Source organism: Pectobacterium artocarpous, assembly GCF_046159765.1.
Taxonomy (GTDB): Bacteria; Pseudomonadota; Gammaproteobacteria; order Enterobacterales; family Enterobacteriaceae; genus Pectobacterium.
Genome location: NZ_JBJXVK010000031.1, coordinates 21,621 through 45,071, shown reverse-complemented (window position 1 = coordinate 45,071; position 23,451 = coordinate 21,621). Strand labels below are relative to the sequence as shown.

The 23,451-nt window shown below is 50.3% G+C and carries 20 protein-coding genes, 1 tRNA gene and 2 pseudogenes; 7 read left to right on the top strand and 16 right to left on the bottom strand.

Annotation, left to right across the window (positions count from 1 at the left end):
- Nucleotides 1–54: 54 nt before the first annotated feature.
- Nucleotides 55–378 (bottom strand): annotated as a pseudogene (locus ACKQAD_RS18210) (hypothetical protein); the annotation flags it as partial.
- Between the two features lie 1,061 nt (nt 379–1,439).
- Between ACKQAD_RS18210 and ACKQAD_RS18205 the strand changes: the two are divergent.
- Nucleotides 1,440–1,820, top strand: a complete 381-nt coding sequence (locus tag ACKQAD_RS18205) for a hypothetical protein (protein WP_409161409.1) — start codon at nt 1,440–1,442, stop codon at nt 1,818–1,820.
- 246 nt (nt 1,821–2,066) lie between these two features.
- Here ACKQAD_RS18205 and ACKQAD_RS18200 read toward each other — a convergent pair whose 3' ends face one another.
- The 5 genes from ACKQAD_RS18200 to ACKQAD_RS18180 all read right to left on the bottom strand — a co-directional run bounded on the left by ACKQAD_RS18200 (nt 2,067) and on the right by ACKQAD_RS18180 (nt 4,190).
- Nucleotides 2,067–2,342 (bottom strand): hypothetical protein, encoded by a 276-nt coding sequence (locus ACKQAD_RS18200; protein WP_409161408.1) that lies wholly within the window; start codon nt 2,340–2,342, stop codon nt 2,067–2,069.
- An 82-nt stretch (nt 2,343–2,424) separates the two neighbouring features.
- Nucleotides 2,425–2,655, bottom strand: coding sequence for a hypothetical protein (locus ACKQAD_RS18195; RefSeq protein ID WP_127353487.1), 231 nt, complete (start codon nt 2,653–2,655; stop codon nt 2,425–2,427).
- 30 nt (nt 2,656–2,685) lie between these two features.
- Complete coding sequence (locus ACKQAD_RS18190) at nt 2,686–2,892, bottom strand: helix-turn-helix transcriptional regulator (protein ID WP_409161407.1); 207 nt, start codon at nt 2,890–2,892, stop codon at nt 2,686–2,688.
- 122 nt (nt 2,893–3,014) lie between these two features.
- Entirely contained in the window at nt 3,015–3,920 is a 906-nt protein-coding gene (locus ACKQAD_RS18185) for a DUF6387 family protein (protein WP_409161406.1), read from the bottom strand.
- Between the two features lie 194 nt (nt 3,921–4,114).
- Nucleotides 4,115–4,190: transfer RNA gene (locus tag ACKQAD_RS18180), tRNA-Thr, on the bottom strand.
- Nucleotides 4,191–4,724: 534 nt separating this feature from the next.
- Between ACKQAD_RS18180 and ACKQAD_RS18175 the strand changes: the two genes are divergently transcribed.
- Nucleotides 4,725–5,144 (top strand): hypothetical protein, encoded by a 420-nt coding sequence (locus ACKQAD_RS18175; RefSeq protein WP_409161405.1) that lies wholly within the window; start codon nt 4,725–4,727, stop codon nt 5,142–5,144.
- Nucleotides 5,145–5,454: 310 nt separating this feature from the next.
- On the opposite strand, the gene proA is transcribed toward ACKQAD_RS18175, so the two are convergent.
- The 7 genes from proA to gpt all read right to left on the bottom strand — a co-directional run bounded on the left by proA (nt 5,455) and on the right by gpt (nt 14,570).
- Nucleotides 5,455–6,708 (bottom strand): glutamate-5-semialdehyde dehydrogenase, encoded by a 1,254-nt coding sequence (gene proA, locus ACKQAD_RS18170; protein WP_409161404.1) that lies wholly within the window; start codon nt 6,706–6,708, stop codon nt 5,455–5,457.
- 10 nt (nt 6,709–6,718) lie between these two features.
- On the bottom strand, nt 6,719–7,822 hold the full coding sequence (gene proB / locus ACKQAD_RS18165; RefSeq protein ID WP_409161403.1) for a glutamate 5-kinase: 1,104 nt from the start codon (nt 7,820–7,822) through the stop codon (nt 6,719–6,721).
- Between the two features lie 123 nt (nt 7,823–7,945).
- Nucleotides 7,946–8,320 (bottom strand): sigma factor-binding protein Crl, encoded by a 375-nt coding sequence (crl, locus tag ACKQAD_RS18160; protein ID WP_409161402.1) that lies wholly within the window; start codon nt 8,318–8,320, stop codon nt 7,946–7,948.
- A gap of 110 nt (nt 8,321–8,430) precedes the next feature.
- On the bottom strand, nt 8,431–10,518 hold the full coding sequence (locus tag ACKQAD_RS18155) for an ankyrin repeat domain-containing protein (protein WP_409161401.1): 2,088 nt from the start codon (nt 10,516–10,518) through the stop codon (nt 8,431–8,433).
- A gap of 11 nt (nt 10,519–10,529) precedes the next feature.
- Nucleotides 10,530–12,563 carry an ankyrin repeat domain-containing protein gene (locus tag ACKQAD_RS18150; RefSeq protein WP_409161400.1) on the bottom strand — a complete coding sequence of 678 codons (2,034 nt, stop codon included), beginning with the start codon at nt 12,561–12,563 and terminating at the stop codon, nt 10,530–10,532.
- A gap of 69 nt (nt 12,564–12,632) precedes the next feature.
- A complete protein-coding gene (gene frsA, locus ACKQAD_RS18145; RefSeq protein WP_409161399.1) occupies nt 12,633–13,883 on the bottom strand; it encodes an esterase FrsA in 1,251 nt (416 codons plus the stop codon).
- 228 nt (nt 13,884–14,111) lie between these two features.
- Nucleotides 14,112–14,570: a xanthine phosphoribosyltransferase gene (gene gpt, locus ACKQAD_RS18140; protein WP_409161398.1), complete on the bottom strand. Its 459-nt coding sequence runs from the start codon at nt 14,568–14,570 to the stop codon at nt 14,112–14,114.
- A 331-nt stretch (nt 14,571–14,901) separates the two neighbouring features.
- Here gpt and pepD point away from each other — a divergent pair, with 331 nt between their 5' ends.
- Complete coding sequence (gene pepD / locus ACKQAD_RS18135) at nt 14,902–16,362, top strand: beta-Ala-His dipeptidase (RefSeq protein ID WP_409161397.1); 1,461 nt, start codon at nt 14,902–14,904, stop codon at nt 16,360–16,362.
- 80 nt (nt 16,363–16,442) lie between these two features.
- On the opposite strand, the gene dinB is transcribed toward pepD, so the two are convergent.
- Nucleotides 16,443–17,501 (bottom strand): DNA polymerase IV, encoded by a 1,059-nt coding sequence (gene dinB, locus ACKQAD_RS18130; RefSeq protein WP_409161396.1) that lies wholly within the window; start codon nt 17,499–17,501, stop codon nt 16,443–16,445.
- A 55-nt stretch (nt 17,502–17,556) separates the two neighbouring features.
- Here dinB and ACKQAD_RS18125 point away from each other — a divergent pair.
- A pseudogene (locus tag ACKQAD_RS18125) lies at nt 17,557–17,829 on the top strand (SAM-dependent methyltransferase); the annotation flags it as partial.
- Between the two features lie 257 nt (nt 17,830–18,086).
- Complete coding sequence (dpaA, locus tag ACKQAD_RS18120; RefSeq protein ID WP_409161395.1) at nt 18,087–18,821, top strand: peptidoglycan meso-diaminopimelic acid protein amidase; 735 nt, start codon at nt 18,087–18,089, stop codon at nt 18,819–18,821.
- Here dpaA and ACKQAD_RS18115 read toward each other — a convergent pair.
- Together ACKQAD_RS18115 and lpcA are read right to left on the bottom strand one after the other, a co-directional pair.
- Nucleotides 18,792–19,559, bottom strand: a complete 768-nt coding sequence (locus ACKQAD_RS18115) for a class II glutamine amidotransferase (RefSeq protein ID WP_409161394.1) — start codon at nt 19,557–19,559, stop codon at nt 18,792–18,794. The two genes, dpaA and ACKQAD_RS18115, sit on opposite strands and share 30 nt — an antisense overlap.
- A 48-nt stretch (nt 19,560–19,607) precedes the next feature.
- The gene (lpcA, locus tag ACKQAD_RS18110; protein ID WP_409161393.1) at nt 19,608–20,189 is read right to left on the bottom strand and encodes a D-sedoheptulose 7-phosphate isomerase; all 582 of its coding nucleotides are present in this window, start codon (nt 20,187–20,189) and stop codon (nt 19,608–19,610) included.
- A gap of 349 nt (nt 20,190–20,538) precedes the next feature.
- Between lpcA and fadE the strand changes: the two genes are divergently transcribed.
- Both fadE and yajD read left to right on the top strand, forming a co-directional pair.
- Nucleotides 20,539–22,986, top strand: a complete 2,448-nt coding sequence (gene fadE, locus ACKQAD_RS18105) for an acyl-CoA dehydrogenase FadE (RefSeq protein WP_409161392.1) — start codon at nt 20,539–20,541, stop codon at nt 22,984–22,986.
- 96 nt (nt 22,987–23,082) lie between these two features.
- A complete protein-coding gene (gene yajD / locus ACKQAD_RS18100) occupies nt 23,083–23,433 on the top strand; it encodes an HNH nuclease YajD (protein ID WP_010282592.1) in 351 nt (116 codons plus the stop codon).
- Nucleotides 23,434–23,451 lie beyond the last annotated feature (18 nt).

Sequence of the window (23,451 nt, the reverse complement as noted above, 5' to 3'; positions counted from 1 at the left end):
TGCGTGATCTGATCCTGAGATTGAGCAAAAGTTCGATTTATTCAACAAAGCCTATAGAATTTCAAAAACCTTTGTTCCCGCACCCGTGAGTTCTGTTAACGCTTTTACTCCGTTTATATAGAGTTTTAAAAACTGTGTTTTATCAACCTCCTGCCACTGAAAAAAACCAGCACCTGCTAACTGTTCTCCTGTATCTTCATTAATAACCAACAAACGATCGCTTCCTGTTGTAATCCTGCGAGATCCACTCTTTGTATTATTACTTGTTGTTTGCAAGAAAGGATTCTTTGTATATCGTGGTAATCCTCGCCTTGATTTTCTTAAACTCAATGTCTCATTACCTTTGGCAGTAGCAAAATTGTCATCACAATCTTCCATATTTATCTCCTTTATTATTTTTATTTGATTGATAAGTTACGTGTTAACATCAGAATAAAATATGTCAAGTGTCAAAATCAAATTTATTTTTGCCATTTCAAGTTTTATTTATCGATACTTAAAGTTCCAATGCGAATAGTATTCTTGACAGTTTATTTTTTAACTATCAGAAAACAGTAAAATAATGACAGCTTACATTACCGATCCTGACAGTTCAATCCGCAAGTCCTGACAGTAACGATCCTTATTTAAAGCGGTCTGAGGGCAGTTTTCTTCTTCATTATTTATATAGAGCGAAGCAAGAGATGAACTGTATTGTTTTTACGAGATAAAAAAATCTAACGATTTTCTTTTATTTTAAGTAACCCTACACGGCTGTTTTGCCGTGTCATTGGGGTTCACTTTTCTTGCTTCTTCTTTCTTTTACAATCAGAACACAAAACCTTTGGCCTCTGCTTCTTTGCCTTTTAGGGGCAACCAGCAGGCCAGGGACTGATGGTTTGTTATTTAATTAGTTTTTCTGTGCAGCACATTCGCTTGCTCATGTGCTGCTTTAAAATCAAAACCCTTTGATAAAGGAAGCTGTCTTGATTTTGCTTCCTCTGTCAGCAAAACCGCTATGCGCTCACGCGCACTGACGACTTAAATAGCATAGATTTTCTGTTGAAACCATTTTCTTCATCAGGTGAAGAAAAACATTCTCACAATTTAAATCAAAAGGGCGAGAGCCAGGTTTTAGCGATTGAGCGCATTAGCTCAATCAAGACCAGCCATTTATCCAAGGTTTTAATTTTCGCGTAGTGTGAGCAAGCGAGCACGTAGCTCAGAAGAACGTTACCAATAGCAATCCGCCCATACAGGCATTGCTGACTGCCATCAAAGGCAAAGAAGCAAATGCACTGTTATGTTGTTTGTTACTGAATAAAGGAAACCTTAATTTTCCATGAACCCCACAGGCACAACCTTATGTTGTGCAGGGTTCTAAATAATACAATTAAGAAAATCGTTTTTCTGAGTTACCAAAAGTGGAGAACCGTCCACTTTAAGTAAATAAATTCAACATGTCTATTATTTTCAAAAAGCTCAAAAGCAAAGCTATTATCATTGACAAAGACGGAGATCTTTTCATGAACTCAAATATTTTTCTCAAAGGTCAGTATCATACAATTAACGAAAAACAGCGCCCTAACGTTCAGAAAGCACAAGTATTCAATGTTGACGACAACCCGGTTTTTCATAATGTTTACTCTTACCATTCAGAGAACGATATTAATGAGAGCCAGTCAGAAACAGAGAAGCTCGCTTCTCATGATCAGGCTGAATCAACCACACCTGTTTTAAACCCTCCTCCAAAAAGATCAGAGGATAAAGGCAACGAAGAAAATAATGAATTTTATATGGAAGACTGGGATCTCCCAGAATTTCAGTTGCCTTCTACATAACAATAAGGAAAATCATAATGCTAAATAAAGTAATAACAGCCATATTAAACGAATATAATGATGTGGACGGAATAACCTGTCTAATACATCAGTATCATCAGCCAATAACAAACTACAAAGCGGTTATGCCACACTCCTGCCAAATGTTGAGGCTGACCTCTTAAGTGAGAAGCGACAGATACAACAGATTCAGTAGCACTTTTTGGTATAGAAACCGTAAGAAAGCCCATTTCGGGCTGTTCCACACTATTGCCTAGCCCACGGCATTTCCCACACGATCTTTACTTTAACCTCTACTGCGTTAACATGCGATTCCTTGATCGCATATTTATTTAAATAATCCTGTAAAGCTATCTTGTCAGATGCTTTTTTCTGTTTGTTTGTCCGTTTCCAGATCCCTGTATCCGCAATCCATTTATCCAAACCTCGCTTTACTGCACGTCTTAGTTCCTCTTCATAAAATTCATCTAAAACATTTACTTCAATTTTAAAACATAAGCTTCTTATATAAAATGTTTTCATCTTTGTCTCTCCAATTTTTATTTCAGGCAAACGCCAGCCATATGGCGTTTACTCACCATTTTTAAAATCTGCTGTTATATTATTAACGCTCTGAAATGATTTTATTTTTTCTATACGCCAGATAGCTTTTCAGTGATTCCTGACCAAAGCGATCAAGATCACGATAGATTATGATTATATTGTAAAACTTGCTCTTTTTATCGTCAAAATCGGCTATCCAGTGCGGTGTGTATAAATACTCTGCTAATATATCTAAATAACCCCAGTCCAGTTTATCCATTTCTCTTGTTGCTTTTTTAATTAGTGTACTCATAGATACCTCTTTTTTTTATGTTAATTTAAATTATGCTGCCTTATTGCGTGAAGAATTGATCAGGTTTTCAATCCAGTCATTTACTTCTCTCTCGATGAAGGCAATGGTCTTTTCACTTATTTTTACTGGTGCAGGAAACTTATTTTTGTTTACCAGACGATAAATGCTTGATCGGCTTATACCTGTTCTTTTTATTACTTCTGACAGACGAATAAAACTTTCATAGTTTTGGTTCATTTTTTTCTCCTTTGTTGTTTTGATGTGAAGAATGATATTGCGAATAGCCATGCTAAAAAATGGACCAAAAAAAAGGAGGGCGTCTGAAACGCTCTCCTTCAAGTTTTACCAGGAAATATTTTTTATTCCTTATCCCTTGACTTTCTCTTTTCTTCTCGTTCTTCCTGTTCCTGATTGAGCTTATCCACGATAGCGGATACTTTCATATCCATCATGTATCTGTTTTTATACAAAAAAGCCATAAACTGATTATCAAAATGGTATGTTTTGGCTTTAAGGGCCATCGGTTTATCGGTTTCCTTGATCTGGGAGTCACCACGAACCACATCGATCCCTACCCGGTATATGAGTGCAGATAGCTCGGCATCACTCAGTTTTATCTCGTTACGCCCTGACCAGTACAGCAAATCAAGCAAGGGGATTATGCGAAAATCCACCAGCTTCTTAATCATCACCTCACCAAAATTAAGCGCCAGCTTTCCGTCGATTAGCTTCACCCCGGTTGCTTTACGCCACTTTGGTAACAGGTAACGCATGGATTCCAGGATTTCATCATCCGTTGAACCTCGCAGGTTGATATGGAATATCATTCGTCCTTTCTGTGATTCGTGCAGTTTTCCCCAGAACCACGAGGCCGGATAGCGGTTGTAGGGTGAATCAGATTCAGGACGCCCGAACTCATCCAAAGGAACGATTTTGCTTCTGCGTATCACATCCATAAGCTGGTAAAGCCACCCGACAGGGAAAAGTCTGACATGTTGATCGCTTTCAAGGTTATGTTCGCCAACAGAGAGTTTATTTTCACCTAGCGAAGCGGTAAGGACAGGCTGACCAGAGAAAATCAGTTCTTCCTCTTTATAGTTGAGATTCTCGCGTTGCCTCTCGATAGCCGTTTCCAGAGAGTAAAACATGTTCTGCCTGTACCTGAACTCCTGGCGCAGCTCTTCCACGGTAAGATCCAGCAAGGCGTCATAGTTATCTGGGTTGAACCACTTTCGCAACGTCAGCATTTTTTCTGTTTTTGTCATTATGTTGCCCGGTTTTTATGTCGTTACACCACTATATGCAACAACCAGATTTCAGCCAACGGTCAAAGGCTAATGCTTTCAGGGGGGATATTATGGTAAAGGGCTATACCGTGCTAAATAAGTACGCCAGTAAGTACGCGAGAGGGAAAACGGGAAGATTTTATGAAAGAGGATTTCGTAACTCATTGATTTTATGGTGCCGATAATAGGAGTCGAACCTACGACCTTCGCATTACGAATGCGCTGCTCTACCAACTGAGCTATATCGGCTTTGGGATCGTCGTGGCGAGAACCAGACGTGAACTACGGGGTGACAAATTAGTGACAATGGTACGTCAAGTCAAGCGTTTGGCGATCGTCTGCCGATTTTATCATCACCCTTACGTTGATACGGCAATTCTGATAATTTTCCGTACTAATAACACCATACGCTATAGCTTTTCGGCTTAACGAACGCGCTGTGCGCCACGTATCCTAATCCACCATCTTCTTCGTATGAAGTACCAGAAAGGCTGTTCCTCATGAGAGGAAAACGCCGTCTCGCTTTGAGGTAAATATTCCTTTTTATAGAAAGTGATATTTACAATAAAAATATCTTTTTACCTTTCCACTATAAATGCAATACATAACAAAATACATATGTACTATTTAAGATAAACTCCTATTCTTTTTATTTTCTATTTTGCTCTACTTAAACAGTCAGGACAACAAGGAGGCTGTCTTGACGTGAAGCTTTCAATAATACATTGTCGACGACAAGACTGTTATTAGCGTAGTCATACGAGCGGTAAGAGGAAATAGACCATGAATATGAAACCACTGTTTTTAGGCTTATTACTAGGAACCAGTTACATTGGCATGGCGGCAGCAAATGACCTGGATTCCGCCCGGGCGTCAGCGGAATCAGCTCTTAGCCACGATCGTGCTGAAGCAAGAGAGAAAGCATCAGAAGCACGAACTAAGACGCATGAACATGAATCCCAGGCAAGGGAAAAAGCGAATAATTTCAAAGCGGATCTCAAGTCAAGGGAGCCAGAAGCCAGAGAAAAGGCAGACAAAGTCAAAACCGATGTGAAATCCAGAGAAGCTGAAACCAGAAAAGATACCGAAAAAGGCTGGTCTGACGCCAAAACTAAAGCGGATAATTTTAATAGTCGTGCGGAAAAACAGGCCAGCGAAACCGCTGATTCAATCCACAACGCGGCAGAGAAGCACCAGCGTTAATAGTCAATAACGCCTCATTGTAACAGAAGATAAATTACTACCCTTTATCCTCCGATGGTAAGACAGGTTATGTGTTTGTGAAACGTCGCACAAAGCATGACCTGTTACTATTGGAGGATATTCTTATAATATGGTGACTTTATTTATTGCGTATCTATTGTTGTATTACATTTTAATTTGAGTACATACAACACAGAAAAAAATTACAGTTGTAATGATATTTCTTATTCAGACAAAAAAGACTGAAGTAAAAAATGGCGTGAAAATAACGCTGCGCATATCTTTTTTGACATGCGCAGCCGTTAATCGATTAGGCGCGAATCAAATCGTCGCCATAACCAATCCACTTATAGGTGGTCAGCGCTTCCAGCCCCATTGGGCCGCGTGCATGCAGCTTCTGGGTACTGACCGCCACTTCTGCGCCCAGACCAAACTGGCCGCCGTCGGTGAAGCGCGTACTCGCGTTGACATACACCGCTGAAGAATCCACCTCACGCACGAAGCGTTCTGCATTGCTCAATGAACGCGTCAGAATCGCATCAGAGTGCTGCGTACCATGTTCGCGAATATGGGCAACCGCCGCATCGAGATCGTCCACCAGCGTAACGTTCAGGTCGTTAGAGAGCCATTCATCGTTGTAGTTGGCCTCTTCCACCGCAACGACGCTTGCCGGGCCACCAGTCAGGTAAGGCATCGCTGAAGGACTGACATGGAGCGTCACACCTGCCGCCGCCATTTTCTTGCTCAGCTCAGGCAGAAAGCGGTCAGCAATACGTTGGTTGACCAGCAGCGTTTCCAGGCTATTGCAGGCACTAGGACGCTGCACCTTGGCACTTTCAATGACGGTCAGCGCATTTTCGAAATCGATGCTGTCGTCAGCATAGATGTGGCAAACGCCAATGCCCCCGGTAATGACCGGAATCGTCGATTGTTCACGGCACAGCTTATGCAGGCCTGCGCCACCGCGCGGAATCAGCATATCCACGTAGCGATCCAGCTTCAGCAGTTGGTTAACCAAGTCACGATCCGGGCTTTCAATCGCCTGCACCGACGTAGCAGGCAGGCCGCACTGCGACAACGCCTGCTGAATCACTTTTACCGTCGCCGCATTAGTGCGGTACGTCTCTTTGCCACCGCGCAGAATCACCGCGTTACCCGTTTTCAGGCACAGGGATGCAACGTCAATGGTGACGTTCGGGCGCGCTTCATAAATCACACCAACCACGCCCAGCGGCACGCGGCGACGTTCCAGCTTCAGGCCGTTATCCAGCATGCTACCGTCAATCACCTGCCCTACCGGATCGGTCAGGCGGCATACCTGACGCACATCGCTGGCGATCGCACTCAGCCGTTCCTGCGTCAACAGCAGACGATCCTGCAATGCGTCACTCATGCCATTTTGGCGCGCATCAGCTAAATCCAGCGCGTTAGCCGCCAGAATCACCGCACTCTCGGCTTCCAGCAAATCCGCAATCGTCAGCAACGCACGATCTTTCTGAGCCGTGCTCAAAACCGCCAACTGATAAGAGGCCGCTTTTGCCGCTTTACCCATTTGTTCAAGCATCGCGAACTCCTTAATTAATAATCATATCGTCGCGATGGATAGCCACCGGACCATATTCGTAGCCAAGAATCTCGGCAATTTGTTGAGAGTGGTGTCCGGCAATCATACGCAGCGCATCGCTGTTATAACGCGTCACGGCATGCGCCACATCGCGCCCAACCAAACTACGCACGCGGATCACTTCACCGCGAGAGAAATTTCCTTCCACGCTGCGAATGCCTTTCGGCAGCAGCGAACTGCCGCGTTCGAGAATCGCCGAAAGCGCGCCATCGTCGACGGTGATTTCCCCCGCTGGCGGTGCGCCGAAAATCCAGTGTTTGCGGCTTTCCAGCGGCGCATCCAGCGCATGAAAACGCGTTCCGACGGAGATATCCTCAATCACATCGCCGATAACGCCTGGCTTGCTGCCTGCAGCGATCACCACGTCGATCCCCGCGCGGCAGGCCACATCGGCAGCCTGCAATTTGGTCGACATACCGCCCGTTCCGAGACCAGATACGCTGTCACCGGCAATGCTGCGCAGCGCATCGTTGATGCCGGTCACTTCACGGATCAACTCCGCATCCGGATTATTGCGCGGATCGGCGGTGAATAGCCCGGCCTGATCGGTTAGCAGCAGCAGCTTATCCGCATCGGCCAGAATCGCCGCCAGCGCAGACAGGTTGTCGTTATCACCCACTTTGATTTCGGCGGTGGCAACGGCGTCGTTTTCATTAATCACTGGAACAATATTGTTATCCAGCAGCGCCCTCATGGTGTCGCGCGCGTTGAGAAAACGCTCACGATCCTCCATATCCGCACGCGTTAGCAGCATCTGCCCGACGTGGATGCCGTAGATAGAAAACAACTGTTCCCACAGTTGAATCAGGCGGCTTTGACCCACGGCGGCCAGCAGTTGTTTGGTCGCCATCGTGGCCGGGAGTTCGGGGTAACCCAAATGTTCACGACCAGCGGCAATCGCCCCTGAGGTGACAATAACAATCCGATGCCCTGCCGCATGTTGCTGCGCGCACTGCCGCACCAGTTCAACAATGTGGGCGCGGTTAAGACGGCGCGAACCGCCGGTTAGCACGCTGGTGCCCAGTTTCACAACCAAAGTCTGGCTGCCGCTCATAATTTCTCTGCCGTTGGATGTCAAAAAATAAGAATAAGGAAAATGTTGTAGCAGGACAGACGCGTTATGCCAACAGGCACAACGCGAAAACCTGCGAATAAATCGGGGATCGTTAGGGAAGCATCACGGTCGTTCGACGAGGGTACAGGCGGGTTCCAGCGAGTGCAGCAGTTTCTCCAGTCGGACATGGAAAGCCTGTTTGGCATTTTCCACCTGTTCCATCACGGCTTTGTCCTTGATTTTCTCCTCACGCCAGTTGCCCTGTTTATCAAACAGACCGTAGTGATAGTCATAAGTAAAATTTTCGCCGGTATCTTCCAAATTCAACCACCAGCCCCAGAACTCGCGATTTTCCGGTGCGGGCTTGATGTTGACGCAGACTGCCAGGCAATCAAAGAAGAACCCAGTATTCTCGCACTGCGCTTCGCGTATATAAGGTCCCAGTGCCGTAAAATTTTTTATAAGCCGGCTTTTGGAGTGTCCACTCGGTAATATCATCTACGATCTCCTTTGGTTGAACCTTCTTTTTAGCAGAGAATGGCAATTTATCAACCACCTGGCGTCAGGTGCCCGACGCCCGGTTTTTCTGCTTCTACACCGACGTGCTCCTATGCGGCGGGTTGACGCTGCACGGCAAAGCGTGAAAGCCCTGTTTCAGCATGTGGCGCAGGCAGTGCCAGCAGCGTTTGCAGACGCTCAGCAAAATAAGCGTGAACCGAATGCTTGCCGTCCAGCACGCTTCGCAACTGTTCCTCTGTAAACGACGTCAGCCTGAGCAGCGCTTCAAAGATCTCTTTCTTCTCCTCCTGCACGGCGAGCGACAGTGGCGTTACGCCATCGTCATTGCTTTGGCAGAGATCCGCACCGTAGGCATGCAATATCGCCAGCATGCGGGCGGACACCGATTCAGGGCGAGGCGGGAAATCAATGGAGCGACGACTCGTTATCGCACACAGCGCGGGTGTCATTCCGTCTGTGGCACGCGCATTCGGATTAGCGCCATATTGCAGTAGCACCTCAAGGCAATGCTGCGCGCCCTGTTTCGCCGCCAGCATCAACGGCGTCATCGCGGGCTCGCCCCACACGATGTCTTTCTCCATGCCCTGTTGCAGCAGAACCTCGAGCGTTGCTTTACGTCTTTCGAACGTCACTGCCGCATTATCCATCACGCGATGCAGCGGCGGCGCAAGGTTACTCGCCGTTTCCACATACAGGCTAACACCTTGTTGTATCAGCCAGTTCAGCACCTGCGGACGACACCCTGTCGCGGCAGCATAGGCCATGTTCATCCCGTCTGGTGTCATGCTATGCAGGTTCATCCCACAGGCATGCAGATGCCGGAAGAGTGCAAGCAGCACGCTTTCATGCGGGCTGGACTGTAAATACAGAAGCAGCGCCACCCCCAGCGGAAGCGCCCCCCTGTCTTGCAGCACATTCTGCTGATTGAAATCAGCCCCGTGCGCGATCAGCAGATCGAGCAAATCAGCATGATATTGTCCGGTAGCAACCATCACCTCACAGAGCGTGTAGAGCGCAGGCCACGTCGTCGGCGTGTCGCCGTCATCCTCCCATAGCGTATAGCCAATATTGGGAGAAGCGCCTGATTCCAGTAGGTATGCGAGAGAGGAAGAAAACACGCGATGGGCGCGACTGTCTGTCACGGCTGCTTTGGCTCGCAGCACAAGATATTGCGCCAGCGCCGTGCCCTGACTGGCATAGTGCTCGTGATCTGCGTAATGCTCATCCCCATCATAATCCAGTTCGTTTTGCTCAAAACGCAGCGGGTAACGACGATCGAGGTCGGTGGTCCGTTGCGTAATACACGCTATCAGTGCCGGAGGATACGACTTTTCCAGCGCATCCAGCAGAACGCTATACGCTGGCACATCGCAGCGCATATCCGGAAAGGTATCCAATAAGAACGAACAAAACGGCGCAGGTAAGCCGCAGTGCAGCGCCATTTCCAGCCAGGTCACCGAGGTTTTCTGTTCCTGATTTTTCTGGGCGGGATTAAGCGACAGCGTAAAGCCCGACTCCAACATCCCTTCGCGGACGGCCTGTGCCACGATCAACTGAAACACATCCAGCGTCATCCATGAGCCGGCCTGCCGAAATACCGTTTCCAGTATCGACGTCCCCGTCAGGCGCACCGGGCTATCCGCCTGAAACAGCCGCATTAACAAGAAACGATCCTGCTTTTCCAGCAGAACATCGACGGGATGGCATGTCTCAGCCTCGGGGTGAAACAGAACGGGCTGATTGATATCCAACCCGTTTGCCAGCAACACCTCCAGCATCGTACTGCGCTGAGCATGGGTATAGACCGGACTTTCGGGCAGATCAAAAAAGCAGTGTAACCAACCGCGTCCCTGATTATCATAAAAATCCAGCCGAGCACCGTGCTGTAAAAGCAGCGCAGCAAGCTCAGGAGCATAAGCGGTGATAGCGGTAAAGAGCGCGCTTTCGCCTTCAGGCGTTTCGATAACCGCGCCTTTTTCCAGCAGATAGCGGACAAGATCGACGTCTGTGTCACGATCCTGACTCAATTGATGCAGAACGGTTTGCCCATCGCTCAGCGCGTTGATGTCGCCTTTCGCCGCCAGATAGCGATCGATCTGTTTGCGCTTCTTGCTAATAGAGATATCAGAGAAGCAAATCGTCTCTAAAGCGTCCGTTTTGGAAGATGAACCGAACATATACGATGTCCTTATCGTGGCAACGAATGATGGGAAGACGACCCGGCGGCGCTTAGTCGCCCAATCTTTTGGCGTAGCTGATCGGAGAAATAGCAGTAGCGGTTGCCCTGCGCCAACCAGTCCAGCAATCGATGCATGTCGTCCAGGCTGGGAGACAGTATTTCCAGTAGTGCTTTAAACATCGCTTCGTGTTTATTGCGAATACAGCGGACCAGCAGATCGTTCCCCTCTTCGTCCACCCGCGCGACCGTCACGCCATATTGATGAAGCAGGGTCACTGTTCGCGCCGCCGCCGCATCGGCGCGGTGTAGCGCACAGCGCAGGGGCGTCATGCCGTTGGCACTGCGGGCATGCGGATTGGCTCCGCGCGCCAACAACACCTCGGCACACTTCGCTTCACCATAGTAAGCCGCGCACATGAGCGGCGTGAATTGTTCATCAATCGAGAACTCATCAATATTCGCGCCGTTATCCAGCAGCACCGCGACGGTTTCAGCACGCCGCTCCGGCGTCAGTGCTTCATCGCTATACAGGCTGATGGTTTTATGCAGAACGGGGGAATTGTCGAATCCACTTAGGGTGTGAATATCCACACCGTGCGCAATAAGCCATTGTAAAACCTGTGGCCGTGAGCCTATTCCCGCCGCCGCCGCCGCGTTGATCAGGTAGGCATTGGTCGCCTGCAAATCCATACCGTGTTCGTAGAGGTAGTTCATCACCTGAAGCAGCACCTCTTCATGTGTCGAACGATAGCCACGCTGAAGCAGCGTAATGCAGAGCGGTTCGCTGACCGCACTTTTCTTCACGTTGAAGTTCGCACCATGCGCCACCAGTAAATCCAGCAGGTCGGGGCGAAAGTTATTCTGCGACACCATTTCAACGCAGACGAGGTAAAGCAATGACCAATTCCGCATTTCATAGCTGTGTCCTCCGCTCATCTTATCGACCAGAGGCGATGCGCCGTATTGCAGCAACAGGTTCATGGCATCGTAAAAATAGGGGTAATAATCAGGCTCACTCAGCGCCTTGATCAGACGGTTGTCCACAAACTGCATCATGGCCGAGCTACCAACGTCAGGGTAGGCATCCGCCTCCCATCCGTCGTGTTTTTTCCGGCCAGAAGAAATAAACAGGGAATACGGACGATCGATATCAGCCGTTTTCTGCATAATCCGCTCCACCAGGTCGAGCGAATAGCGATTAAGCAAAGCATCCAGAACGAAGCTATAGTTGCTTAGGTCACAGCGGATATCAGGGCAGGTATCGAGCAAGCATTCACAGAGGCGTTCGTCCGCAGCGTAAAAAATAGCCATTTCTAAGAGCGATCCATCGGTACGGATTTTCTTGTCTTCGGAAAGAATGACACCGGGTTCACGATAGGCCGATCCCCCGGCCCGTTTCACGATCTGCTGAAAAAGCGGCAGTGGAAGCCACTCGCTTTTATAGTTAAAGAGGCGTTCAAAAATGCCGGTTTCGGCGAAATGAATCGGGATATCGAGCCGAAAGATGTGCTCCAGCAGGCTCACATCTTTCTCACAGAGTACGACCTCGATCGGAAAGCTGGTTTCCAGCGATGTCCAGAAAATGGTTTCACGATTCAGATCCAAACCATAGCGCAACAATAGATTCAGCATTTGCTTACGCTGATCGTCGGTATAGGTATAACGCTCCTGCGGACAATACAAATAATTCAGCCATGAATTGCTGAAAAAATTGAGGTAGTGCACATCAGCGCCGTACTGAAGATAGAGCTCGGCCAGCTCCAGGTGGAAAAACTCGATCGCATTATGCAATGCGCTGAATCCTCCGGGCTGTTCAATAAAAGCGCCTTTATCCAGCAGATAACGAACCAGCTCCGTATCCGGTGCTTCAGTACTTACCGTTAGCAAACCGAGTACATTAGCGCTATGGGGCTGCCTTTCATTGATGTTGCCGCCCTGCGACAGAAAGCGGTCGATTTGTCGTTTTTTCTTTTCCAGCGGTAGTTCTGAACCACAGATGTCATGCAGGCTTTGCTGCTGACGGGACAACATTCCCCACATCATTGCATCCTTCAACGATCCCAAAATAGGTAAAAAGTGGCAGATTCTATGCCTGCCATCGATACATCATGTTCAACACACTTTATCCTGCAACCATGCGCTAATTTGCTGTAGTGCGCGGTGGAAATTCTGGTACACCGGCGAGAAATTAACCGGCAGCAGTTTTCCTTGTGAGGATGAGTTCACAATCAGACTCGCCTCTTCTTTCGGGCATAGCGGATCGTTTTCCCAGTAACCGGCCAGCATCGGCGTCGGGCAGCGGCGTCCTAACAGCCCCTGCGTTTTCAGCGAATAGCGCCCCAGTTCGGTTTTCAGCGAAGTATCCGTCGAGAACGGCATACCCAGCCGGCTCGCCAGCACATCCATAAACATATCCGGTACCTGCTGTTGGCGAGTCGGCTCGCTTAACAGGTGGTGCACCACGGGGCCGAGACAGGCCACACCGCGCAGGCGCTGCGATTCCAGATACGCTAGCCGAACGGCGATATTGGCCCCAAAACGGAAGCCAAACGCGACAACGCGGGAGTGATCGACCCACGGGACCTCCGGCAGTGCACGCAAGACCTGCTGATGCAAAAAACTGGAATCCTGAGTCAGCTTCCAGCGGGAAGAAAATCCAACAGAGGGGACATCAATCGTCAGCATCGCCATGCCCGCTGGCGCAAAATAGTCCTGAAACAGGCGATGATAATCGCTCTGCAACATTTCCAGACTTCCGCACATCAGAATGGTAGGGAAAGGCGCTTTCGCTTGCGATGGCATATGCAGAAAACCGGTCAATGTGCCACCGCCCGTAATCGGGAAGGTCAGTTCTTTGAGTTCATAAGGTAGGTATTTGGCGGCTTCTTCATAGGCGCGGTTTGCCAGCGTTTGCGCCTGCTCTGCCAGCTCATCGCCTTTAATATGCGGATACGCGGCAATACTGTAGAGGTTGGCGGCCTTCAGCCAGCACTGACCGGTCTGCGCGTCATCGCCGCTCTCTGTTGCTCGCTGCTGCCAGTCCGCGCCCTGCTTCGCCCATTCATAAATCCAGTTACCGCTGCGGTAGCCGATCACCGTATCAAGCAGTTGCTCGTTGCTTCTATCAGCCTTGCTGGCTGCGATGCGCGACAGCACATCTTCAATTTCCCACGGGTCGACGCCACGCCAAATCCACATCAGCCGGTTAATCATCCGATACCAGCTGCGGGTCTTCTCCCCTTCCAGCGTAGAATGCAGCCCCTGCACATCCTGACTATTCCGCGTACGTCTGACCAACGTCGAGGTTTCTGGATGTTTAAAGGATGGTTTGAATAGCGTTTCAGACAGGTTAGCTTGCGCCACAGCAGCCTCCATTAATGTAAACCGCTGTTAGCGGACATCAGACGACTTCTTCGTCACCCGCTAAAGTGTAACGAACTCAGGCCAGAGAAGACAAATACCAACGGCAGAAACACACGATCGGATCAAAGCCTGCGGCAGAAATGATGCGGATGAGAAACCGCTATCGATAAAAATAATAATTATCAAAAACAACAATGCCCGGCTAAACCGGGCATTGGTGGAAATCGATTAGCGGCCAGACAACGGCGGAACAAACACCACGCCCATGTCCCACGGCTGTTCAATCCAGGTATCCTGCGGGATATCGATCACGTAGTCGTCAACCAGCGGCTTACCGGCTGGCTTGGCGAAAATGGTCACGAAGTGCGCTTTCGGATACATATCACGAATCGCCTTCGCCGTACCGCCTGTGTCAACCAAATCGTCAACCACGATAAACCCTTCGCCATCTCCCTCGGCGCGCTTCAGCACTTTCATTTCGCGCTGGTTGTCATGGTCATAACTGGAGATGCAAACGGTATCAACGTGACGAATGCCCAGCTCACGCGCCAGCAGCGCGCCAGGAACCAGACCACCGCGGCTTACGGCAATGATGCCTTTCCATTGATCGGCAGGCAGTAAACGCTGTGCCAGTTTGCGGGCATGGATTTGCAACATATCCCAGGTTACGACGTACTTTTCGCTCATAAAATATATCCCAGCCGGATAAAAATCGGCTTAATTTGAGTCTGAGGGGGGGAAAAAGGTTGCGCGAGATTATAGATAGCCAACAACATAAAAACCAGTTTTTCTCAACGTGAGAACCGAGTTTTTCCCGTCAACCGATGCCTTGCTAAGCCCGGTGATTCATATTGCAGCAGGAAAAATCAAGCAGGGCCGACGGCAATTCCCCTGCTTTGATGGAAAATGATATTCTGTTGTGACACGCCATGTTATGTGGCTAACCGCGATTAACTTTTAACCTATAGCCCTGCCCGCCAGAACGCGAAGGCTTGCCGCTAAAAAGGAGACTGAAATAGTGTCTGAATTGTCTCAACTTTCCCCCCAGCCGCTGTGGGATATTTTCGCCAAGATCTGTTCCATTCCGCATCCGTCTTATCATGAAGAAGCGCTGGCCGCACACATTCTGGAATGGGCTAAAGAGAAAGGCATTCATGCCGAGCGCGATCAAGTTGGCAATATTCTGCTGCGCAAAGCGGCAACCGCAGGTATGGAAAATCGCAAACCTGTCGTGTTGCAGGCGCATCTGGACATGGTGCCGCAGAAAAACAACGACACCGTACACGATTTCACTACCGATCCGATCCAGCCTTATGTTGACGGTGAATGGCTGAAAGCACGCGGCACCACGCTGGGCGCGGATAACGGCATTGGTATGGCCTCTGCGCTGGCAGTGCTGGTCGATCAGAACGTCGAGCACGGCCCACTGGAAGTGCTGCTGACGATGACGGAAGAAGCCGGAATGGATGGCGCGTTTGGCCTGCAACCAAACTGGCTTCAGGGCGAAATCCTGATCAATACCGATTCGGAAGAAGAAGGCGAGATCTACATGGGTTGCGCCGGTGGTATTGATTTCATTACCCGTCTGCCGCTCAAGCGCGAAATGCCATCAGCCGGTCACCAAACGCTGAAACTAACGATTAAAGGGCTGAAAGGCGGCCACTCCGGCTGCGATATCCATCTAGGACTGGGCAATGCCAACAAGCTGCTGGCACGTTTCCTGTTCGAGCAGGCGAAAGCGCTGGATATCCGCATTCTCGGCCTGAACGGCGGGACGCTGCGTAACGCCATTCCTCGTGAAGCCTTCGCTACGCTGTCACTGCCAGCCGCTAACGTCGAGCAGTTGAAAACGCTGAGCCAGGACTATCTGGCGGTGCTGAAAAATGAACTATCCGCCGTTGAGAAAAACCTGACCGTGCTAGTGGAAGCCTGCGACAGCAATGAACACCCGCTGACGCAGGACAGCCGCGATCGCCTGCTGGCGCTGCTCAATGCCACGCCAAACGGCGTGATCCGCATGAGCGACGAAGTCAAAGGTGTGGTGGAAACGTCACTGAATCTGGGCGTTGTGACGATGGAAGACGACCACGCGGAAATTATCTGCCTGATTCGTTCGCTGATCGACAGCGGTAAAGACGCCGTCGTCGGCACACTAACGTCGCTGGGCCAGTTGGCTGGCGCGAAAACGTCACCGAAAGGCGGCTACCCAGGCTGGCAGCCGGATGCGCATTCGCCAGTTATGGCGCTGGTGCGCGAAACGTATCAGAAACTGTTCAACAAGACGCCGAACATCATGGTGATTCACGCCGGTCTCGAGTGTGGTCTGTTCAAGAAGCCCTATCCAGAGATGGATATGGTTTCTATCGGGCCAACCATCACCGGGCCGCACTCGCCGGATGAACAAGTTCATATCGGCAGCGTGGACCTGTACTGGAAATTGCTGACAGAACTGCTGAAAGCGATTCCGCCACGCGCCTGATCGATCACGAATAAAACGCACACGAGTAAAACACAGGGCGACAGAGAGATGTCGCCTTTTTTATCCTCAACCACACCTCTTTATCCCCAATCAAACACCAGTTGTCGCTCAATTTGCGGGTCGAGCAGCGTCACATGTAGCCCCACCAGCCGGACGCCTCTGGATTTACGCCGCTCCTGCCAGGTTTGTTGTGCGATCTTCAACAGATCCTGTTTATTCAATATCGGCCACACATGCTCCTGCGTCGTTTGCTGGAAATCATCAAACTTGAGCTTTACCCCCTGACGCGCAATATGCAGATCGGGCTTAACCCGTTTCAGGCGGACTTCCAGCTCCTGATAAAGCTGTTCTATCAGACATTCACACTGTTCCCAGTCGTGGATATCCTGCGCCAGCGTCTTCTCCACGCCGACTGACTTCCTCAACCGATCCGGTGAAATTCGTCGCTCATCGATCCCCTGACATCGCTCCCACAACACGCGGCCAAACTTGCCGAATTCTTTAAGCAGGTCCGCCAGTGCATATCCGCGCACATCCGCACAGGTGTACAGGCCGCGTTCTTCCAGTCGTTTCGCCGTCACTTTCCCGACGCCAGGGATTTTCTCCAGCGGCAGCGCCAGCAGGAAATCATCCACCTGCTCGGGTGTAATCACATATTGTCCATTCGGCTTATTTAACTCAGACGCGATCTTCGCCAGAAACTTGATCGGCGCAATCCCCGCCGAGGCGGTCAGATTCAGTTCATCCGCGATGGTTCGACGGATTTCTTCGGCGATGCGCGTCGCCGAACCGTTGCAGTGCGGGCTATCGGTGACATCCAGATAGGCTTCATCCAGAGAAAGCGGTTCGATAAGCGACGTGTAGCGGGCGAAGATATCGCGGATTTGGCACGAGGTGGACTTATACACCTCCATACGCCCAGGCAACAAGGTGAGGTGAGGACACAGACGCAAGGCCGTTGCCGTCGCCATCGCGCTGCGGACGCCGTAACATCGGGCAGGATAGTTAGCGGTGCTGATGACGCCACGACGATCGGCGTTCCCGCCAATCGCCAGAGGAATATCGCGCAGGCGCGGGTTATCACGCATCTCAATTGCTGCGTAGAAGCAGTCCATATCAACATGAATGATTTTGCGCATACTGGTCCTCTCACAATACTGTATAAAAATACAGATAAAAGTCAGTATAGACAAGCAGCGCGACACTTCACACGTGCGTAATTACGCACCGGGCGAGTGGCTGAGTCTGTTTACGGAAGCCGGGTTTATCGTGCGTAACGTCACCAGCGATAGGCTGACGCTGGAATTCAGCAGTTGGATTGCCCGTATGCGTACGCCAGAACATTTCGCTACCGCGATTCGCGAACTGCAAAAAACGTTGGCGCACGAGGTGGTACAGCATTTTGACGTACAGGTAGACGGCTCCTTTGTCACCGACATTATGATGATAGAAGCCACCCGCGCCTGACCCGCTTTCTCCTACCATTAATAACCTCACACTGATCAGCTCGTATCCATTCGGGCTGTTTTTTGTAAATGTTATTTTTTAGCGCTTTTCAACGCTTGATTAATATGAAACCAATGATAATGTGATTTCGTTTTCGTCATTATTTATTCGGCGACGAAATTGATACCGATAACGGCTGTCCCAACGCTTTCGCTAAAACACCAGTAGCGCGACGCGGATGCCGCGTGTAGCAGGCAATTTTATTATCAGGAACCATAATGCAAAAAATCGCGCTGTCGTTTGCGATGTTGTTTTTTTTGCCTTCTCTTGTTGTTACCAGCGCAGCCAGCGAGACCGCACCGCCGCTCGCGCCGATAGCAAAAGAATTAAAACAGCAATTATTAGGCTCTCCGATCTATATTCAGATCTTTAAAGAAGAGCGAATATTCGAACTTTATGCGAAAGTCGGCAACGAATACCGTTTATTGGAACACTATCCAATCTGTAAATATTCAGGTGGATTAGGGCCAAAACGCGTTGAAGGCGATTTAAAAAGTCCGGAAGGTTTCTATCAGGTCGATCTGAGTCAGCTTAAGCCAGACAGCCACTATTACCGCGCGATCAATATCGGTTTCCCCAACGACTATGATAAATCACAGGGATATTCCGGCCGCTATTTAATGATCCACGGCGAATGTGTGTCGGTTGGCTGCTATGCCATGACCAACAACTATATGGATGAGATTTATCGCTATGCCGAAGCGGCGTTACGCAACGGGCAAGCGAAGATTGATATCGCCATCTACCCGTTCCGTATGACGGAACAGAACATGCAGCTCCACCGTAATTCCACCTACGCCAGCTTCTGGAAACAGCTTCAGCCGGGGTACGCCTATTTTAATCAGCACAATCAGCCACCGGTCATCACCGTGTTTAACGGGCAATACGTCGTTAACCCACCGCTGCTGACCAGTCAGCCAACGTTAAAGTATGCGCTCGCCGAAACAAAATAGAACGAATTCACCTGGCATGATCTGATGCCAGGTTTCGTTGCCCGTTAGCGGCTGCGTCGCCAGCACGGTGACGACATCATTGGGGGTCGTCTGCTGCTGGAAATCAATCTCCACATCCTGATCTAACAGCGTCGCTTTACCAAACGGCGCGCGACGGGTGATCCAGTAGAGTTTGGTTGAGCAGTACCCCATCACAAAGCGCCCATCCGACAGCAGCATGTTAAACACGCCTTTCTCCCGCAACACATCCGCCTGTTTGGCGATATAGCGGAATACCGCAGGCCAGTTGCCCGGCGTACGCGGGTAGCGCTCGGACAATTGGGACAGCAGCCAGCAGAAAGCAAATTCGCTGTCCGTCTGACCAACGGGGCGAAACATGCCCGTTTTCAAGGTGTTGTAGCCCTTCAACTGCCCGTTGTGAGCGTACGTCCAGTTCCGTCCCCACAGTTCGCGTGTAAAGGGATGGGTATTTTCCAGCGACACCGCGCCGCGGTTGGCTTGCCGGATATGTGAAACCACCGCACACGATTTGATGGGGTAATCCTGCACCAGCCGGGCAATCGGCGAGTTATAGCTTGGCAACGGATCTTTAAACGTACGACAACCGTTCCCTTCGTAAAAGGTAATCCCCCAGCCATCCCGATGCGGCCCGGTTTTCCCACCGCGTTGTATCAGCCCGGTAAAGCTAAAGCAGATATCCGTCGGTACATTCGCGCTCATCCCCAGCAGTTCACACATCTGACTTCCTACCCTTTCCTATGACTTTTTAGGGTTTATTAATGCGGATTACTGATCCGCCATCTCTTTTTCAATCAACTGAATCAGGATGTGAATCGCTTTAATATGGATTTCCTGAATACGGTCAGCATAACCGAAATGCGGAACACGAATTTCCACATCGGCTGACCCCGCCATTTTGCCGCCATCTTTCCCGGTCAGCGTAATAACCTTCATGCCTTTCGCTTTTGCTGCGGCAATCGCTTTAATAATGTTGCCAGAGTTACCCGAAGTGGAAATCCCCAGCAGCACATCGCCTTCACGACCCAGTGATTCAACATAGCGGGAGAACACAAAGTCATAGCCAAAGTCATTGCTGACGCAGGACAGGTGGCTCGGATCGGAAATCGCAATGGCCGGATAGCCCGGACGGTTCTCGCGATAGCGCCCCGTCAGCTCTTCAGCAAAGTGCATGGCATCACAGTGTGACCCACCGTTACCACAGGAGATCACTTTACCACCCGCTTTAAAAGCCTTAGCCAACAGTACCGCAGCGTTTTGAATCGACTGAACGTTCGCATCATCACTCAAGAAATTATTTAGTGTTTCTGCCGCTTCTTTCAGTTCACTACGGATTAAATCCTGATACATGGAATCCTCTCATTTTGTCTGGTGACAGTATCATCTTCTGCCATGCAGTGTAGCGGATCGTACTAACAGCGAGAAGCGTGTAATCACGGGATCGAGAGGATCGCTGACGCCTGTCAGAAAACGCACGACTGCCGTTCGGTTTGTGAAGTGAGTTGTAATTATGATGTAAACAAATTGATAAAAATAATCAGATAAACTACAACGAATATAAGCAACAGGTCAGACCTCTTATGACATTGACCTCTTACGCCTTATTTCACTGATGAAACGGTTCTCGCTTTCCCACCATTACGCAACGCTTGGTGAAGAGTGAAAACCTTCCATTCGATCACAATGCTGGAGACACGTTATGGTTGCTGTCAGTATCCTCCTCCTACTGATTATCATCGGCGCGATGTTTTACCATCGTCTCAGCCTGCTGCTCGGCAGCGCCATCCTGCTGGCCTACTTTGCAGCCATGTCCGCCATGTTGCTGTGGCCTGTCTGGCTGATGATTCCACTCGTGATTCTGCTGATTCCGATTACGGTTCCCTCTCTGCGGCAAAAGTTGGTTTCCGCTTCTGCGCTGCACATGTTCCAGAAAGTCATGCCACCGATGTCGAACACGGAAAAAGAGGCGATCGACGCCGGGACAACCTGGTGGGAAGGCGATCTGTTTCGCGGCGCGCCAGACTGGAAAAAGCTGCATAACTACCCGCGCCCTCAGTTGAGCGCCGAAGAACAGGCATTTATCGACGGGCCGGTGGCGGAAGCCTGCCGGATGGCAAATGACTTTGAAATCACCCATGAACGCGCCGATATTCCGCCGGAACTGTGGGAATACTTAAAAGAACACCGCTTCTTTGCGATGATCATCAAGAAGCAATACGGCGGGCTGGAGTTCTCTGCCTACGCACAGGCGCAGGTGCTGCAAAAACTGGCGGGCGTCTCCAGTATTGTGGCAATCACCGTCGGCGTGCCTAACTCGCTCGGCCCCGGCGAACTGCTGCAACACTACGGTACGGAGGCGCAAAAAGATCACTATCTGCCACGTCTGGCACGCGGTCAGGAAGTCCCTTGTTTTGCGCTGACCAGTCCGGAAGCGGGTTCCGATGCAGGTTCGATTCCCGATACTGGGATTGTCTGCTACGGCAACTGGCACGGCGAGCAGGTTTTGGGTATGCGCCTGACCTGGAATAAACGCTATATCACGCTGGCGCCGGTTGCCACCGTGCTAGGGCTAGCCTTTAAGTTGTACGATCCCGACCATCTGTTAGGCAATGAAGAAGACGTGGGCATTACCTGTGCGTTAATTCCGACGGATACCGACGGCGTTAAAATCGGCCGACGCCATTTCCCATTGAACGTTCCGTTCCAAAACGGGCCGACGCAAGGTGAGAACATTTTTGTTCCGCTGGATTACATCATCGGCGGCGCGAAGATGGCGGGTCAGGGCTGGCGTATGCTGATGGAGTGCCTGTCGGTCGGACGCGGCATTACGCTGCCCTCCAACTCTACCGGCGGGCTAAAATCGATTGCCCTCGGCATCGGTGCTTACGCGCATATCCGCCGCCAGTTCAAAATCTCCATCGGTAAGATGGAAGGCATCGAAGAACCGCTGGCACGCATTGCGGGTAACGCTTATGTCATGGACGCCGCCGCAACGCTGATTACCAGCGGCATCATGCAGGGTGAAAAACCGGCGGTGCTCTCCGCTATCGTCAAATATCACTGTACCCACCGGGGTCAGCGCAGCGTGATGGATGCGATGGATATCGCCGGCGGTAAAGGCATTTGTCTTGGCCCGTCCAACTTCCTGGCGCGCAGCTATCAGGGCGCACCGATTGCGATCACCGTGGAAGGGGCGAATATTCTGACGCGTAGTATGATCATCTTCGGGCAAGGTGCAATCCGCTGCCACCCTTATGTGCTGGAAGAAATGGCAGCCGCGCAGGAGAATGACGTATCACGCTTTGACCGTTCGCTGATTGGTCACATCGGCCACATCGGCAGCAACACAGTGCGCAGCTTCTGGCTTGGGCTGACTAACGGTCGCCTGAGCAGTGCACCAGTCAATGACAAAACACGTCGCTACTATCAACAGCTCAACCGACTCAGCGCGAACCTGGCGCTGCTAGCGGATGTATCGATGGCAGTATTGGGCGGCAGCCTGAAGCGTCGTGAGCGTATCTCCGCGCGTCTCGGGGATATTCTCAGCCAACTCTATTTAGCTTCCGCAACGCTGAAACGTTATGAGGACGAAGGGCGTCAGAAAGCAGATTTACCGCTGGTGCACTGGGGCGTTCAGGACAGTCTGCATCAGGCCGAGCAGGCACTGGACGATCTGCTGCGTAACTTCCCGAATCGTGCCGTGGCAGGGCTGCTGACCTTTATTATCTTCCCGCTGGGTCTGCGCTGCGCTGCGCCATCTGACCGCCTCGACCATGAGGTCGCGAAGATTCTGCAAACGCCATCGGAAACGCGCAGCCGTCTGGGACGCGGCCAATATCTGGTTGCCAGCGAGCACAATCCAGTTGGACTGCTGGAAGAGGCATTGCTGGATATCATTGCCGCCGAGCCGATTTACCAACGCCTGTCGAAGGCTAGCGACAAACCGCTGCCATTCATACGATTGGATCAGTTGGCAGAACAGGCGCTGATCGAAGGTCAGATTACCGCAGAAGAGGCGGATATTCTGACTAAAGCGGAAGCCAGTCGCCTGCGTTCAATCAACGTGGATGATTTTGCGTTCGACGCACTGGCCGCCAACAAACCTAAACCGGTCGCGCAGTCAGAAAGAAAAACCGAAGCAGCATAAACAGAATCAGGCCGGTTATACCGGCCTGTTCTTTCCTTTAAAGGCACATCAGTTGTAAAATCCACATCATCTTTCCTTCTACATGAAACCTGACACATGGCTTACATCCCCAAGAACTATGCCAGACTTGAAAGTGGCTACCGCGAAAAAGCGCTCAAACTTTTCCCGTGGGTATGTGGTCGCTGTTCACGCGAATTCGTCTATTCCAATCTGCGTGAACTCACCGTTCACCACATCGATCACGATCACAGCAATAATCCAGAAGACGGCAGTAACTGGGAAATGCTGTGCCTCTACTGCCACGACCATGAGCACTCAAAATATACTGATGCGGATATGTACGGTTCGACCGTCGTTGCAGGTGAAGATGCGCAGAAAGATGTTGGCGTTGCCACCCATAATCCTTTCGCAAATTTGCAGGCCATGATGAATAAAGGGAAGAAATAGTCTGTTTGCCGCTCCCAC

Excerpts from the sequence above, each read along its gene's own strand:
- lpcA (WP_409161393.1), bottom strand. The coding sequence starts at position 20,189 with ATGTATCAGGATTTAATCCGTAGTGAACTGAAAGAAGCGGCAGAAACA.
- ACKQAD_RS18205 (WP_409161409.1), top strand. The coding sequence starts at position 1,440 with ATGTCTATTATTTTCAAAAAGCTCAAAAGCAAAGCTATTATCATTGAC.
- proB (WP_409161403.1), bottom strand. The coding sequence starts at position 7,822 with ATGAGCGGCAGCCAGACTTTGGTTGTGAAACTGGGCACCAGCGTGCTA.
- ACKQAD_RS18195 (WP_127353487.1), bottom strand. The coding sequence starts at position 2,655 with ATGAGTACACTAATTAAAAAAGCAACAAGAGAAATGGATAAACTGGAC.
- ACKQAD_RS18150 (WP_409161400.1), bottom strand. The coding sequence starts at position 12,563 with ATGATGTGGGGAATGTTGTCCCGTCAGCAGCAAAGCCTGCATGACATC.
- ACKQAD_RS18155 (WP_409161401.1), bottom strand. The coding sequence starts at position 10,518 with ATGTTCGGTTCATCTTCCAAAACGGACGCTTTAGAGACGATTTGCTTC.
- ACKQAD_RS18190 (WP_409161407.1), bottom strand. The coding sequence starts at position 2,892 with ATGAACCAAAACTATGAAAGTTTTATTCGTCTGTCAGAAGTAATAAAA.
- ACKQAD_RS18200 (WP_409161408.1), bottom strand. The coding sequence starts at position 2,342 with ATGAAAACATTTTATATAAGAAGCTTATGTTTTAAAATTGAAGTAAAT.
- dpaA (WP_409161395.1), top strand. The coding sequence starts at position 18,087 with ATGCAAAAAATCGCGCTGTCGTTTGCGATGTTGTTTTTTTTGCCTTCT.
- yajD (WP_010282592.1), top strand. The coding sequence starts at position 23,083 with ATGGCTTACATCCCCAAGAACTATGCCAGACTTGAAAGTGGCTACCGC.
- proA (WP_409161404.1), bottom strand. The coding sequence starts at position 6,708 with ATGCTTGAACAAATGGGTAAAGCGGCAAAAGCGGCCTCTTATCAGTTG.
- ACKQAD_RS18185 (WP_409161406.1), bottom strand. The coding sequence starts at position 3,920 with ATGACAAAAACAGAAAAAATGCTGACGTTGCGAAAGTGGTTCAACCCA.
- dinB (WP_409161396.1), bottom strand. The coding sequence starts at position 17,501 with ATGCGCAAAATCATTCATGTTGATATGGACTGCTTCTACGCAGCAATT.
- ACKQAD_RS18115 (WP_409161394.1), bottom strand. The coding sequence starts at position 19,559 with ATGTGTGAACTGCTGGGGATGAGCGCGAATGTACCGACGGATATCTGC.
- crl (WP_409161402.1), bottom strand. The coding sequence starts at position 8,320 with ATGATATTACCGAGTGGACACTCCAAAAGCCGGCTTATAAAAAATTTT.
- ACKQAD_RS18175 (WP_409161405.1), top strand. The coding sequence starts at position 4,725 with ATGAATATGAAACCACTGTTTTTAGGCTTATTACTAGGAACCAGTTAC.
- fadE (WP_409161392.1), top strand. The coding sequence starts at position 20,539 with ATGGTTGCTGTCAGTATCCTCCTCCTACTGATTATCATCGGCGCGATG.
- gpt (WP_409161398.1), bottom strand. The coding sequence starts at position 14,570 with ATGAGCGAAAAGTACGTCGTAACCTGGGATATGTTGCAAATCCATGCC.